At 74.3% G+C, this 13317-nt stretch carries 13 protein-coding genes and 1 pseudogene; 5 read left to right on the top strand and 9 right to left on the bottom strand.

Going from position 1 to position 13317, the window contains the following annotated elements; genetic code table 11:
- The first annotated feature begins 57 nt into the window (after positions 1–57).
- Entirely contained in the window at positions 58–903 is an 846-nt protein-coding gene (locus tag ACLJN9_RS10215; protein ID WP_410810902.1) for a GNAT family N-acetyltransferase, read from the top strand.
- Positions 904–941: 38 nt separating this feature from the next.
- On the opposite strand, the gene ACLJN9_RS10220 is transcribed toward ACLJN9_RS10215, so the two are convergent.
- Positions 942–2126: an FAD-dependent oxidoreductase gene (locus tag ACLJN9_RS10220; RefSeq protein ID WP_410810903.1), complete on the bottom strand. Its 1185-nt coding sequence runs from the start codon at positions 2124–2126 to the stop codon at positions 942–944.
- Between the two features lie 15 nt (positions 2127–2141).
- The gene (gene lgt / locus ACLJN9_RS10225; protein WP_410810904.1) at positions 2142–3326 is read right to left on the bottom strand and encodes a prolipoprotein diacylglyceryl transferase; all 1185 of its coding nucleotides are present in this window, start codon (positions 3324–3326) and stop codon (positions 2142–2144) included.
- A 101-nt stretch (positions 3327–3427) separates the two neighbouring features.
- On the opposite strand from lgt, the gene ACLJN9_RS10230 reads away from it, so the two are divergent.
- The gene (locus ACLJN9_RS10230) at positions 3428–4027 is read left to right on the top strand and encodes an NUDIX hydrolase (protein ID WP_410810905.1); all 600 of its coding nucleotides are present in this window, start codon (positions 3428–3430) and stop codon (positions 4025–4027) included.
- A gap of 174 nt (positions 4028–4201) precedes the next feature.
- On the opposite strand, the gene trpA is transcribed toward ACLJN9_RS10230, so the two are convergent.
- The 3 genes from trpA to trpC are packed head-to-tail and all read right to left on the bottom strand — an operon-like array spanning position 4202 to position 7085.
- A complete protein-coding gene (trpA, locus tag ACLJN9_RS10235; RefSeq protein ID WP_410810906.1) occupies positions 4202–5005 on the bottom strand; it encodes a tryptophan synthase subunit alpha in 804 nt (267 codons plus the stop codon).
- Between the two features lies 1 nt (position 5006).
- On the bottom strand, positions 5007–6245 hold the full coding sequence (gene trpB, locus ACLJN9_RS10240; RefSeq protein WP_410810907.1) for a tryptophan synthase subunit beta: 1239 nt from the start codon (positions 6243–6245) through the stop codon (positions 5007–5009).
- Positions 6246–6281: 36 nt separating this feature from the next.
- Entirely contained in the window at positions 6282–7085 is an 804-nt protein-coding gene (gene trpC, locus ACLJN9_RS10245) for an indole-3-glycerol phosphate synthase TrpC (protein WP_410811433.1), read from the bottom strand.
- A 484-nt stretch (positions 7086–7569) separates the two neighbouring features.
- Here trpC and ACLJN9_RS10250 point away from each other — a divergent pair, with 484 nt between their 5' ends.
- Complete coding sequence (locus ACLJN9_RS10250) at positions 7570–7836, top strand: hypothetical protein (RefSeq protein ID WP_410810909.1); 267 nt, start codon at positions 7570–7572, stop codon at positions 7834–7836.
- A 78-nt stretch (positions 7837–7914) separates the two neighbouring features.
- Here the strand turns inward: ACLJN9_RS10250 and ACLJN9_RS10255 are convergent, their stop codons facing one another.
- From ACLJN9_RS10255 to ACLJN9_RS10270, 4 genes and pseudogenes are all read right to left on the bottom strand, one after another.
- Complete coding sequence (locus ACLJN9_RS10255) at positions 7915–8478, bottom strand: Trp biosynthesis-associated membrane protein (protein ID WP_410810910.1); 564 nt, start codon at positions 8476–8478, stop codon at positions 7915–7917.
- Between the two features lie 235 nt (positions 8479–8713).
- Positions 8714–10267, bottom strand: coding sequence for an anthranilate synthase component I (locus tag ACLJN9_RS10260; RefSeq protein ID WP_410810911.1), 1554 nt, complete (start codon positions 10265–10267; stop codon positions 8714–8716).
- A 58-nt stretch (positions 10268–10325) separates the two neighbouring features.
- Entirely contained in the window at positions 10326–10751 is a 426-nt protein-coding gene (gene hisI / locus ACLJN9_RS10265) for a phosphoribosyl-AMP cyclohydrolase (RefSeq protein ID WP_410811434.1), read from the bottom strand.
- Positions 10752–10931: 180 nt separating this feature from the next.
- Positions 10932–11618, bottom strand: a pseudogene (locus ACLJN9_RS10270) (phosphoribosyl-AMP cyclohydrolase); the annotation flags it as partial.
- 175 nt (positions 11619–11793) lie between these two features.
- Here ACLJN9_RS10270 and ACLJN9_RS10275 point away from each other — a divergent pair.
- Positions 11794–12543 (top strand): ABC transporter ATP-binding protein, encoded by a 750-nt coding sequence (locus ACLJN9_RS10275; RefSeq protein ID WP_410810912.1) that lies wholly within the window; start codon positions 11794–11796, stop codon positions 12541–12543.
- Positions 12540–13295, top strand: a complete 756-nt coding sequence (locus ACLJN9_RS10280) for an ABC transporter permease (RefSeq protein ID WP_410810913.1) — start codon at positions 12540–12542, stop codon at positions 13293–13295. Before ACLJN9_RS10275 ends, ACLJN9_RS10280 begins: the two co-directional genes overlap by 4 nt.
- Positions 13296–13317: the final 22 nt, after the last annotated feature.

A 13317-nucleotide genomic window follows, 5' to 3' on the forward strand; every position in this document is an offset into this window, starting at 1 on the left:
CAAGGCCACTCAAGATTGATCACACCGTCCAGAGTTTGGGACGTGTAGTCTCGCGCGGTGGATGCGCTGAACAACGACACCTTTGCCCGGTTGGAACGCTTCTACGACGCGGTGCCACGCGGCGTCGCCGGTGTCGAGGAGTACGGCGGGCTGGTGCTGTTCGTCCGCGACGGCGCCGGGTGGCCGTTCTACGCCCGCCCCCGGATCGACGCCACCGAGCCGCCGTCACTGGCCGACGTGACCTCGGTCCGTGAACGGCAGCGTGAGCTGGGCCTGCCGGAGGCCTTCGAGTGGGTGCACGAGACCACCCCCGAGTTGCTGGCGGTGGCCCGCTCGGCGGGGCTGAACGTGCTGGAGGCGCCGCTGATGGTGCTCGACCCGGCCGCGCTGCCCGACCCGGCGACGCTGTCCGACGTACCGGTGCGGGTGCTGTCGGCGGACTCACCCGACTTCGGGGCCGACGTGGCCGGTCGCCGGGCCGTGGCCGCCGTGTCGTTCTCCGCCGCCGGTACCGCGCGTGGCGACGCCGGCCCGGCCGAGCGGGACGCCTCGGTCACCGAGGTGGAGCAGGCCGCGCTGGAGGAGGAGCGGGCCCGGACCGCCGACGGCTCGCGGATCTCCGCACTGGCCGGTACGCCGACCGAGGGCGCGCTGGCCAGCGGCATGGCGATGCGGGTGGGCGACGTCGCCGAGATCGCCGGGGTGGCCACCCTGCCGGCCGCTCGCCGGCGCGGACTGGGCGCCGCCCTCACCGCCACCCTGGCCCGGGAGCTACGCGCCGCCGGCACCGACCTCATCTTCCTCTCCGCGGGCAGTGAGGACATCGCCCGGGTGTACCTGCGGGCCGGCTTCCGCCGCATCGGCACCGCCTGCATCGCCGAACCCACGGCTCTCATCCCCTAAGCCGTCACCGGCCAACCGCCGGGCGGCACGCGCGCCGGTCAGGCTGGCGGGCGCCACTGGGCGGCCGAGGCGGCGGCGCTGGAGAGCAGCCGCGAGTTGATCGTGCCGAGTGCGGCGTCCCGCGCGCGCAACGCCAGCCGGCCCCGGGTCTGCAGGACCGCCGACATCCGCCGGGTCTGGCGGACCACGGTCGCCGCGCGGGGCCGGCGCACCCGGTCGTACGCCTGCACGGCGTCGGGCAGCCGGGTCTCGCGCAGCAGCGAGGCCAGCGTGGCGGCGTCCTCGAAGGCGAGGCACGCGCCCTGGCCGAGATGCGGCGGCATGGCGTGCGCCGCGTCGCCGAGCAGCACCACTCCGCCCGGCCCCACCGGAAAGCCGTACGAGCGGGGTAGTGGACGCAGCTCACGGACCTCCTGCTGAACGAGGTCGGTCGGGTCGGTGGCGTCGAGGAGCGCACCGATCGGGTCCGGCCAGCCGGCGTACCAGCGGCGCAGGAGGGCGAGCTGCACCTCCGGCGGTTCGGGGCGTGGCGCGCCAGCGGCGGTGGCCACCCAGTAGATGCCTCCCCGGGTGGAGCCGCCCGACGAACCGCGCTCGCCCAGCGAGGCGGCCACGAACCGGTAGCCCGCGCCGAGCACCTCCCCGGCGGCCGGCTGGTCGGGTAACTGGGGCGCGCGGTACCAGGGAATGACCGCCCGCCACGCGGCGCAACCGGAGCTGACCACACCCGATTCGGGGGCGAGCTGGCGGCGGATGCCGCTGTCCGTGCCGTCGGCGGCCACCACCAGGTCGGCCTCGATGGTGTGCTGTCCGTCGCTGACCGCCGGGCGCTGGCCCGGATCGACCCGGACGTGCCGCACGGTCACCCCGGTGCGCAACTCGACCCGGTCGCCGAGCCCGGCGATCAGCGCGTCGTGCAGGTCCTCACGGTGCACCACCACCGGCATCCGGTCGGCCGGGGCGGGCCGGGGCTGCACCAGCCACTGGCCGTCCGGGCGGCGCACCCCGCCATCGGGCAGCGGAGTGGCGATCGCGGCCAGACCGGGCCCGAGGCCGAGGGCCTGCAACGCGCGGACGCCGTTGGGCCACAGCACCACGGCGGTCGGCTCGGGGCGGACCCGCTCGGCGCGTTCCAGCAGGGTGACCTGCCAACCGGAGCGGGCCAGCGCGCCGGTCACCGCGAGGCCACCGACTCCGGCGCCGACCACCACCGCGCTTCGCATCGGTGCCGCCCCCGCTCAGCTGTCCCGGTCGGCGGGGCGGACGCCGGCAGCGTCCGCCCGGTCCTCGCGAGGCTCCGGCGTGACGTCCCCATCCCGGTTGTCCGCCGACGGGCTGTCGGCCGGCGCCTGCCCGCCGAGCGGCTCGTCGTCCTCCGGCCGGGCGTCGTCGTCGACCGGCTCGGGCGGCAGCACGCCGCTGTCCCGCCAGGCCTGGTACTGCTCCTCGCTGACCGCGCGGTAGCCCTCCGGTGCGGCGGTCTTCGCGCCCGCCTCCCGCTCGGAGAGGTCGACCTGGGACAGGTCGGACGAGGTGGGCGGGACCGGCGTCGCTGCCGCGCCGAGCGGGATCAGGTACTCCCGGGGGCCGCGGACCCGCACGAAGTAGATCAACGCGCCGAGGAAGACGAGGGCCGCGGTCCAGACGTTGAGGCGTACGCCGAAGATGTGGTTCGCCTCGTCGGTGCGCAACAGCTCGATCCAGAACCGGCCGACGGTGTAGCCCATCACGTAGAGGGCGAACGCCCGGCCCCGACCCAGCTTCAGCCGCCGGTCGAGGACGAGGACCAGCGCGACCACACCGAGGTTCCACAGCGCCTCGTAGAGGAAGGTCGGTTGGTAGAGACCCGGTTCGAGGATCGGTTGGCCGGCGTCGTCGCGCAGCGCATGGCCCGGATTGTCCGGATCCATCCGGTGGATCTGCAGACCCCACGGCAGCGTGGTCCGGCCACCGTACAGCTCGTTGTTGAACCAGTTGCCGAACCGGCCGACCGCCTGGGCCAACGCCAGCCCGGGGGCCACCGCGTCGGCCACCACGCCGAACGGGATGCCCAGCTGTCGGGCCGCGATCAGGGCGCCGACCGCACCACCGGCGACGGCGCCCCAGATGCCGAGGCCGCCCTCCCAGATGGCGAACGCCTTGAGCGGGTCGCCACCGGCGCCGAAATACTTCTCCGGCGAGGTGACCACGTGGTAGATCCGGGCGCCGACGATGCCGGCGGGCACCGCCCAGACGGCGATGTCGAGCACCGCGCCGGGCGCGACGCCGCGCTGGCGCAGCCGGCGCTCGGTCACCCAGCAGGCCAGCACGATGCCGAGGATGATGCACAGCGCGTACGCCCGGATCGGCACCGGCCCGAGCTGCCAGACCGCGGTGCTGGGACTGGGCAGGGCCGCCTGGGGGGACAGCGAGGCGAAGGTCACGGGTGCACACGCTACCGCTGTACACCCCCGTAGCGGCACCCCGGGCCAGTCCCCGCACATGCCGGTGACTTCTGGTTTGCGCCGCCGTACGCTCTTTGTCCATGAGCGCGCTCACCTGGGCGGTCGCCGCGGTCGTCACCGACGACACCGGCCGGGTGCTGCTCTGCCGGCAGGGCCGGGGCGAGCGCCGGTACGCGCTACCCGGCGGCAGGCTGCGCCCAGCCGAGAGCCCGGTCCGTGCGGCCCTGCGGGACATCCGCGCCGAGACCGGCTGGGAGATCGAACTGGTCGACCTGGTCGGCGTCTACCACCTGACCAGCCCCATGGCGAGCGCGCTGGCCGGGCGTGCCGGGCCACTGCCGGACGTCCTGGTGCACGTGTTCCGGGCCCGCGCGGCCGGGCTCCGGCCGAGTGCGGAGCCGCCGCCGGGTTGCCGGCTGTCCTGGCACGACCCCGCCGCGCTGCCCGCGGCGGTAACTCCGCTCACCCGGGCCGCCGTCACCGACGCCGTGGCCGGCCGCTCGGGGGTGCTGCGCGACGCCCCGTCGACACCCGGGCCGCCCGACGAGGCCGGGCGACCGGGGGTGCTGCGCGACGCCCCGTCGACGCCCGGGCCGCCCGACGAGGCCGGGCGACCGGGGGTGGGCCAACCGCCGGAGCAACGCGGCGAAGCGGCGGCGGGCTCGCCGTACCGCCCCTGATCCCGCGACCACCTCCCGCCCGCCGGGCGCCGCCGCCCGCCGGACCACGCCGCAGTCCGGGCCGCCGGTCGGCTCGCGCCCGTGTGAGCGTGATGCCTCTGAGTCATCTTGATGACTCAGAGGCATCACGCTGAAGAGTGCTACTGCCCACGTTCGCGTCAGAGCGCGCAGCGGTCAGCGCGTGGGGTTCCGGACGCCCTCGGCGAGTTCGGCGCTGAGGGCGCGCAGGGCGGCCAGCCCTTCGGCCTCGGTGGGGGCGTCGAGCAGGCAGCGCACGAGAGCACTGCCGACGATCACGCCGTCGGCGTACCCGGCGACGGTGGCGGCCTGCGCACCGGTGCCCACACCCAGACCGACACCGACCGGCAGGTCGGTGACCGACCGGACCCGGGAGACCAGCGTCGGCGCGGCGTCGGAGGTGCGCGCCCGAGCCCCGGTCACGCCCATCACGGCGGTGGCGTAGACGAAGCCCCGGCAGTGCCCGACGGTCATCGCCAACCGGGCGTCGGTCGACGACGGCGAGACCAGGAAGGTGCGGTCCAGCCCGTGTGCGTCCGAGGCGGCCAGCCACTCGTCCGCCTCGTCGGGGATGAGGTCCGGAGTGATCAGGCCGGTCCCGCCGGCGGCGGCGAGGTCACGGGCGAAGACGTCCACGCCGTACCGCTCGATCGGGCTCCAGTAGGTCATGGTGACGACCGGCACGCCGGTCGCCGCGACCGCCTCGATGATCCGCAACGCGTCCGCGGTGCGCACGCCGCCGGCCAACGCGATGTCGCTCGCCCTCTGGATGACGGGTCCGTCCATCACCGGGTCCGAGTAGGCGATCTCCACCTCGATGACGTCGACCCCGGCCTCGACCATGGCGGTCATCGCCGCGATGCTGCCCTCGACGGTCGGGAACCCGGCCGGCATGCAGCCGACCAGCAGTGCCCGTCCGTCGGCCCGGGCCTTGTCGAAGACCACCCCGATCCGGCTCATCTCACCGCTCCTTGTCGAGGATGCCGAAGTAGTCACCGGCGGTGTGCACGTCCTTGTCGCCCCGACCGGAGAGGTTCACCACGATGGTGGCTTCCCGGCCCAGCTCGGCGGCGAGCTTCGGAGCCAGCGCGACGGTGCCGGCGAGCGCGTGGGCGCTCTCGATCGCCGGGATGATCCCCTCGGTACGGCAGAGCAGCTCGAACCCGGCCATCGCCTCGTCGTCGGTGATCGGCGAGTAGATGGCCCGGCCCGTGTCGTGCAGCCAGGCGTGCTCGGGACCGACGCCCGGGTAGTCCAGGCCGGCGGAGATCGAGTGGGACTCCAGTGTCTGCCCGTCGGCATCCTGCAGCACGTAGGTGCGGCTGCCGTGCAGCACGCCGGCCGATCCGCCGGTGATGCTGGCCGCGTGGCGGCCGGTGGCAAGCCCGTCGCCGCCGGCCTCGAAGCCGTACAGCCGCACGTCCTCGTCACCCACGAACGCGTGGAAGATCCCCAGCGCGTTGGACCCGCCGCCGACACAGGCGGTGACCGCGTCCGGCAGCGCGCCGGTCAGGTCGAGACACTGCTGGCGGGCCTCGTCGCCGATGCCGCGGACGAGATCACGGACCAACGCCGGAAACGGGTGCGGCCCGGCGGCGGTGCCGATCAGGTAGTGCGTCTCGTCGACGTTGGCCACCCAGTCGCGCATCGCCTCGTTCATCGCGTCCTTCAGCGTGCGTGAGCCGCTGGTGACGGGGACGACGGTGGCGCCGAGCATCCGCATCCGGGCCACGTTGAGCGCCTGCCGCTCGGTGTCGACCTCACCCATGTAGACGACGCACTCCAGGTCGAACAGGGCGGCGGCGGTCGCGGTGGCCACGCCGTGCTGGCCCGCCCCGGTCTCCGCGATCACCCGGCTCTTGCCCATCCGCTTGGTGAGCAGCGCCTGGCCGAGCGCGTTGCGCACCTTGTGCGCGCCGGTGTGGTTGAGGTCCTCACGCTTGAGCAGCACCCGGGCGCCGACCTTCGCCGAGAACCGCCGGGCCTCGTAGAGCAGCGACGGCGTACCCGCGTAGTCGCGCAGCAGCGCGCCGAACTCGGCCCGGAAGGACTCGTCCGCCATCGCCGTACGCCATGCCCCGTCGAGCTCGTCGAGCGCGGCCACCAGGGCCTCGGGCACGAACCGACCGCCGAAGCGGCCGAAGTGGCCGGCGGAGTCGGGCTGCAGACCGGCCACCGGGGCCAGCGCGTCGGCGCTCATCGGAATTCCTCTCGGTGGGGCGTCACCGGCGCGGGGTCAGCGCACCGGCCGGGGCGTTGCCGGGTGGTTACCGGCGTTGACCAGCTCGGCGACCGCCTCGCGAGGGCTCTTCTGGGTGACCAGGCCCTCGCCGACGAGGACCGCGTCCGCGCCCGCGGAGGCGTACCGGATGAGGTCGTGCGGGCCGCGTACGCCGGATTCGGCGATCTTGACGACGCTGCTCGGCAGGCCGGGCGCGATCCGCTCGAACACCGACCGGTCGACCTCCAGGGTACGCAGGTCACGGGCGTTGACCCCGATCACCTGCGCGCCGGCCTCCAGTGCACGGTCGGCTTCCTCCTCGTCGTGCACCTCGACCAGAGCGGTCATGCCCAGCGACTCGATCCGCTCCAGCAGACCCATCAGCACGTTCTGCTCGAGGGCGGCGACGATCAACAGAACCAGGTCGGCGCCGTGCGCACGTGCCTCGTGCACCTGGTAGCTGGAAACCACGAAGTCCTTGCGCAGCACCGGCACGGTGACCGCGGCCCGGACGGCAGCCAGGTCGTCCAGTGAGCCGCCGAACCAGCGCCCCTCGGTGAGCACGCTGATCGCGCGCGCCCCGCCGGCCGCATAGTCGACGGCGAGGTCTGCCGGATCGGCGATCTCGGCCAGCCGGCCCTTCGACGGCGAGGAGCGCTTCACCTCGGCGATGACGGCCACGCCGGGCTTGCGCAGCGCCGCGTACGCGTCCAGCGGCGGCGGCGCCGCCGCGGCCAGTTCACGGATCCGCTCCAGCGGAACCTCTTCCTGGCGCCGGGCGACGTCCTCGCGCACGCCGGCCAGGATCTCGTCGAGCACGCTTACGGACGCAGCCTGACCGGCCTCGTCCCCCTCCGCGTGCGCATGCTCAGCAGTCACCAGCGGACTCCCCTCTCCGGGTGTCATGGGCCGATGCTAGGGGCAGCCGACCGAGGCCGGGAGCCGGGGGTATGGCGCGGCTCACGAAAAGGGCTGCGGCATAATGGCCGACTTGCCGTGCACGGGATGTCACGCAGCGCCACCTCCGGTGTCGACCGCCGCCGTACGACGGAGCGCGCCGACCGGATCGAAGCGGGCCGACCCATCGATCATGCCACCGGTCCGGGATCGGCGCTGAGCCACAGTTACCGCGGTCGATGCTGTGAGCAAGCTCAAGGCCGAACGGCCGGTGCCTGGTCGGGGCCGAGGCGGGACAGTTGACCGGGCGGTCACCCCGGCGAAACGTCAGCCGGCCAGCATCGTCCTCGGGCAGACTCGACGGTGCGCCTGCCCGACCGTCGCCAGTTTCTCGTGCGAGGTGACCATGAGCATTGAGACGATCCCGCCCATCGGGCTGACCACCATCTCGCGGACCGTCGCGTCGCTCGCCGTCGGGATGGTGCACACGCTGGAGCGTGCCGTGGTCGGCGAGGGACGGATGCGGACCGCGCGCGGCAACGCCTGGGAGGCGGTGTGCGCCGACCGGGCCCGCGCCGACCAGCGCGCCGAACTGGACCGCCTGGTGGCCGAACTGACCGCCGCCCGTGCCGCCGCCCGCGACCAGCAGCGGGAGCCTCAGCCGGTCGGCTGACGGCCAGCCAGTGCCGCGGCGCTCAGACCCACCGGCGGCCGGGTCGCCGGCCGTCGAGCCGGCAGGCCGACCGGCGCGTCAGCGGTCGGTCGGGTCCTCGCCCCGGTCCAGCGCGTCCCACGCCTCCGTGGTTCGCCGACCGGTGACCGGACCAGCCGGCGCCTGCGCACCCTCCGTGCTCGTCGACCGCCGCTCGTACCGGGCACCCATCGCCGGCCAACCACCACCGCGCAGCGCCGTCCAACCGCCACCCGCCACGGCAAGCAGGCCGCCGAGCAGGCAGAGCGCCGGCCACTGCCGGCTCACCACGCCGTCCAGGTCAGCGACCAGCCCGTACCCGCCGCCGGCCGCCACGGCCACCCCGAGCGCACCGAGCAGCACGCCGAGGAGTCGCCGCAGCCGACCCCGGGTGGCCAGCACCGCGCCGCCGCCGGCCAACGTGACCAGGGCCAGCGCCGGCAACCAGGGCAGCAGGGCCGCGCCGCTGCGGGCGTCGCGCACCGGCGGCAGCGGCGCCGGTCGGACCGTCAGCTCGACCGACCAGCTCCGGGTCGTCGCCCACAGCGCCAGGCCAGCGCCGACCAGGCAGAGCACCATGGCGTACGCCAACTGACGCCGCCCCGCGCTCCTCGCGTCGCTCACCGAGCTGACCTTCCGTTCGCGACTGCGGGGCTCCGCTGCGCTGCACTCCTCGCGCTCACCGGTGCCGACCTTTCGTTCGCGACTGCGGGGCTCCGCTGCGCTGCACTCCTCGCGCTCACCGGTGCCGACCTCTCGTTCGCGACTGCGGGGCTCCGCTGCGCTGCACTCCTCGCGCTCACCGGTGCCGACCTCTCGTTCGCGACTGCGGGGCTCCGCTGCGCTGCACTCCTCGCGCTCACCGGGCCGGCCGCAGCGTCTCGGCGGCGGCGATGGCGGCCAGCACGGCGGCGGCCTTGTTGCGGGTCTCCTGGTCCTCGGCGGCCGGGTCCGAGTCGGCGACCACCCCCGCGCCGGCCTGTACGTAGGCGCGGCCGTCGCGGATCAGAGCCGTCCGGATGGCGATCGCCATGTCCAGGTCGCCGCCGAAGCCGAAGTAGCCGACGGTGCCGCCGTAGAGGCCGCGGCGTACCGGCTCCAGCTCCTCGATGATCTCCATGGCGCGCACCTTGGGCGCACCGGAGAGCGTGCCGGCCGGGAAGGTCGCGGCGAGCGCGTCGAACGCGTTGCGGTCGTCCCGCAGCGTGCCGGTCACCGTGGAGACGATGTGCATCACGTGGCTGTACCGCTCGATGGTGGCGAACTCGGGCACCTCCACGCTGCCCGGCCGGCAGACCCGGCCCAGGTCGTTGCGGCCCAGGTCGACCAGCATGACGTGCTCGGCCCGCTCCTTCGGGTCCGCGAGCAGTTCGGCGGCGAGGCCCGCGTCGGCGGCCGCGGTGTCGCCGCGCGGCCGGGTGCCGGCGATCGGGTGCAGCAACGCGCGCCGTTCGCCGTTGGCGGCGGTGGTGACCTTCAGGTGCGCCTCGGGGGACGAGCCGACGATGTCGAACGAGTCGAAGCGCAGCAGGTACATGTACGGGCTGGGGTTGCTGGTGCGCAGCACCCGGTAGATGTCCAGCGGATCGGCATGGGTCGGCCGCTCGAAGCGCTGGGAGAGCACGATCTGGAAGCACTCGCCGGCGCGGATCGCCTCCTTGGCAGCCTCCACCGCCTTCGGGTAGCCACCGTCGGGGGTGCGGCAGTGCACCTCACCAGCCGGCGGACGCTCGACGGTGGAGATCATCGGCGGGATGGGCCGGGACAACGCGGAGGTCATCGCGTCCAGCCGACCCACCGCGTGGTGGTACGCGGCGGCGACCTGCGCGGCGCGGTCCGGGGCGTCCAGCGGCGGCAGCACCGCGTTGGCGACCAGGATCGCCGAGCCGTCGTAGTGGTCGAGCACCACGAGGTCGGTGGCGAGCATCATGCCCAGTTCGGGTACGCCGAGGTCGTCCTCGGTCAGCTCGGGCAGCCGTTCGAAGCGGCGGACCAGGTCGTAGCCGAGGTAGCCGACCATGCCCCCGGTCAGCGGCGGGAGACCGCTGGACGGGTCACCGACCGGGCCGGCCAGCGCCGCGACGGTCTCCCGCAGCACCCGCACCGGGTCACCGTCGGTTGGCAGCCCGGCGGGCGGTTGGCCGAGCCAGGTCGCCACGCCGTCGCGCTCGACGAGGGTGGCGCTGCTGCGTACCCCGATGAACGAGTAGCGCGACCAGGCCATACCGGCCGAGCCGACGCCCTGTTCGGCCGACTCCAGCAGGAAGGTGCCGGGCCCCCCGGCGAGCTTGCGGTAGACCCCCACCGGGGTCTCGGCGTCGGCCAGCAGCCGCCGGGTGACCGGCACCACCCGCCAGTGCGCGGCCAGCTCGGTGAAGGTTGCCGGGTCGGGGGTCACCGCGCCGTCGGTCATGGCTGAGCCTGCCTCTCGTTCGCGACTGCGGGGCTCCGCTGCGCTGCACTCCTCGCGCTCACCGGGCCCCCGTCACCGGAAGCTCGGTGAAGAAACAGGTCCGGTGCCCGGTGTGGCAGGCGGCGCCGACCTGGTCCACGCTCACCAGCAGGGCGTCCCCGTCGCAGTCCAGGGCGACGGAGCGGACGTACTGGTGGTGCCCGGAGGTGGCGCCCTTGACCCAGTATTCGCGCCGGCTGCGCGACCAGTAGGTGGCCCGGCCGGTGGTGAGGGTGCGGTGCAGCGCCTCGTCGTCCATCCAGGCGACCATCAGCACCTCGCCCGAGTCGTGCGCGCGGACCACGGCGGCGACCAGGCCGTCGGCGCCGCGGCGCAGCTGGGCCGCGATGGCCGGGTCGAGCCGGGACGGTCGGGCCGGCGCGGGCGCGGCCGGGCCGGTCGGTTCGCTGGGGACGCCGGTCGTCGGCGCGTCAGGTACGGGCACAGTGACCGATTGTCCCGCACGCGGCGCGGGCACCGGCGACGGCTCCCTGCGGGGGCGCGGCGGGTGGCCGGTGGGCCGGGCCAGTTGGGCCACGTAGCGGGCCAGCCGGCCGTCGACCAGGGCGTCGGCCAGGTCCGTGCCGGCCGTCTCGGCGATCAGGACGGCGTACGGGCGGATCAACGGCAGCGTGCCGGCGACCAGCCGAACGGCGGCGGCCCAGAGGTGTGCGGTGGGGGCCGGGCGCAGCCCGAGGCAGAGCAGCATGTCGTCCCGGTAGCCGGTTGGGGCGATCGGCAGCTCCAGGGCCGCCGCGAAGGCCGCCCGGCGGGAGGACACCCGCACCGACGGGTTGGCCGGGCGCAGCACCGAGGGGCAGAGCCGGGCCAGGTCGGCGGCGGCGAGCCGGACCCCGAGACGGTCGTTCGCGGCCCAGGCGGCGGCGGCCTTACCGAGCGTGGCGATCAGCTCCTCCAGCCGGGGCGGTTCGGCGGGCTGGCAGAGCACCGGCAGGTCGATGCGGGGCCGCCAGTGCGGGTCGGCCCAGAGCAGGCGCGCCGGCGCGCTGACCGGCAGCCCGAACGCCCAGTCGGCCGGCTCGCCGAGCCGGTGCACCCAGGAGCGGACGTCCCGGGCGGCTACCGAGACGTGGGTGAGCCGGCCGGCGGACTCGGCCAGGTAGGCCCGTCGGGCGGCGTACGGGGCGCCGCCGACCAGCACGTCGAGGTCGACGTCGCTGTGCGCGGTGGCGGCCCGCCGGGCGTGACTGCCGCGCAGCAGGATGCCGACGACCGGCCGCTCGGCGGCCTGCCGCAGGCGCGCGGCCCAGTCCTCGAGGAACCCGCTGTCCGGTAACGGAGGGTGACCCACCGCGCCATCGTGCCGTACGTCCGATCGGGGCGCAATGCCCGTTGCCGGACCTGGTGTCCGGTCCGGAGGCTACTGCCCGTTCTCAACCTCGGTGCACGGTGTTCGGCGTTGCGCCGCCATCGGTATCTCATCTACCGTTGAGTTCAACAGATGATGAGTTCGTGGGAGGTGCGCGATGGACGACGCGATAGCGGTCCGGGACCTGGTCGTCGACCGGGGCGGGAGACGGGTGCTCGACGGCATCAGCTGCGCCGTCGCGCGCGGCGCCGTCACCGGTCTGCTCGGCCCCAGCGGCAGTGGCAAGACGACGTTCATGCGCGCCGTGGTCGGGGTGCAGGTGGTCACCTCCGGCACCGTCACCGTGCTGGGCCAACCGGCCGGCTCGCCCGCGCTGCGGCGCCAGGTGGGCTACCTCACCCAGGCGCCGAGCGTCTATGCCGACCTGACCGTGCGGGAGAACGCCCGCTACTTCGCGGCACTGCACGGGCGGGGGCGCGCCGAGGCCGACAAGGCGATCAGCGACGTCGGGCTGACCCGGGCGGCCAGCCAACTGGTCGGCACCCTCTCCGGCGGCCAGCGCAGCCGGGCCTCACTTGCCTGCGCCCTGGTCGGTGAGCCGGAGCTGATCATCCTCGACGAGCCGACCGTCGGTCAGGACCCGGTGCTGCGGGCCGACCTGTGGGCCCGGTTCCACTCCATGGCGGCGGCCGGCACCACCCTGCTGGTGTCCAGCCACGTGATGGACGAGGCGGCCCGCTGCGACCGGCTGCTGCTGATCCGGGAGGGACGGTTGATCGCCGACGACAGCCCGGCCGCGATCCGCGCCGCAGCAGGCGTGGAGGACCTGGACGAGGCATTCCTGCGGCTGATCCGGGCCGGCGCGGCGAGCGCCGGGGCGGCACCGGAAACTGGGGGACGGTCGTGAACCCGCGGATCCTGGCGGCCACCACCGCCCGCATCCTGCGCCAGCTCCGGCACGACCGGCGCACCATCGCGCTGCTTCTCGTGGTGCCGTCCGCCCTGCTCACCCTGGTGTACTTCATGTACGCCGACCAGCCCACCCCGCCCGGTCAACCGTCGGTGTTCGACCGGATCGCGCTGGTGATGCTCGGCATCTTCCCCTTCGTGATCATGTTTCTGGTGACCAGCATCGCCATGCTCCGTGAGCGCACCTCCGGCACCCTGGAGCGGCTGCTCACCACCCCGCTGGGCAAGCTCGACCTGCTCTTCGGCTACGGCATCGCGTTCGGGCTGGCCGCCGCGGCACAGGCCGCGGTCGCCGCCGGAGTGGCGTACTGGATCTTCGACCTGGACACCGCCGGCAGCAGTGGGCTGGTGATCGGGATCGCGGTGATCGACGCGGTGCTCGGGGTCGCCCTGGGGCTGCTCTGCAGCGCCTTCGCCCGCACCGAATTCCAGGCAGTACAGTTCCTGCCGGTCGTGGTGGTTCCCCAACTGCTGCTCTGCGGGCTGTTCGTGGCCCGCGACCAGATGGCCGGCTGGCTCCAGGCGCTCAGTGACGCCTTTCCGCTGTCGTACGCCATCGAGGCGTTGCAGCAGGTCGGCGCCAACGCCGAGCCGACCGGCACGATGTGGCGGGACGTGGTGGTGGTGCTCGGCGCGGTGGTGCTGGCGCTGGTGCTCGCGGCGGCCACCCTGCGTCGGCGCAGCGGCTGACCGGCGGGCGAGACGAAAGGCG

This window comes from Micromonospora sp. 067-2 (assembly GCF_046549295.1).
Lineage (GTDB): Bacteria > Actinomycetota > Actinomycetes > Mycobacteriales > Micromonosporaceae > Micromonospora.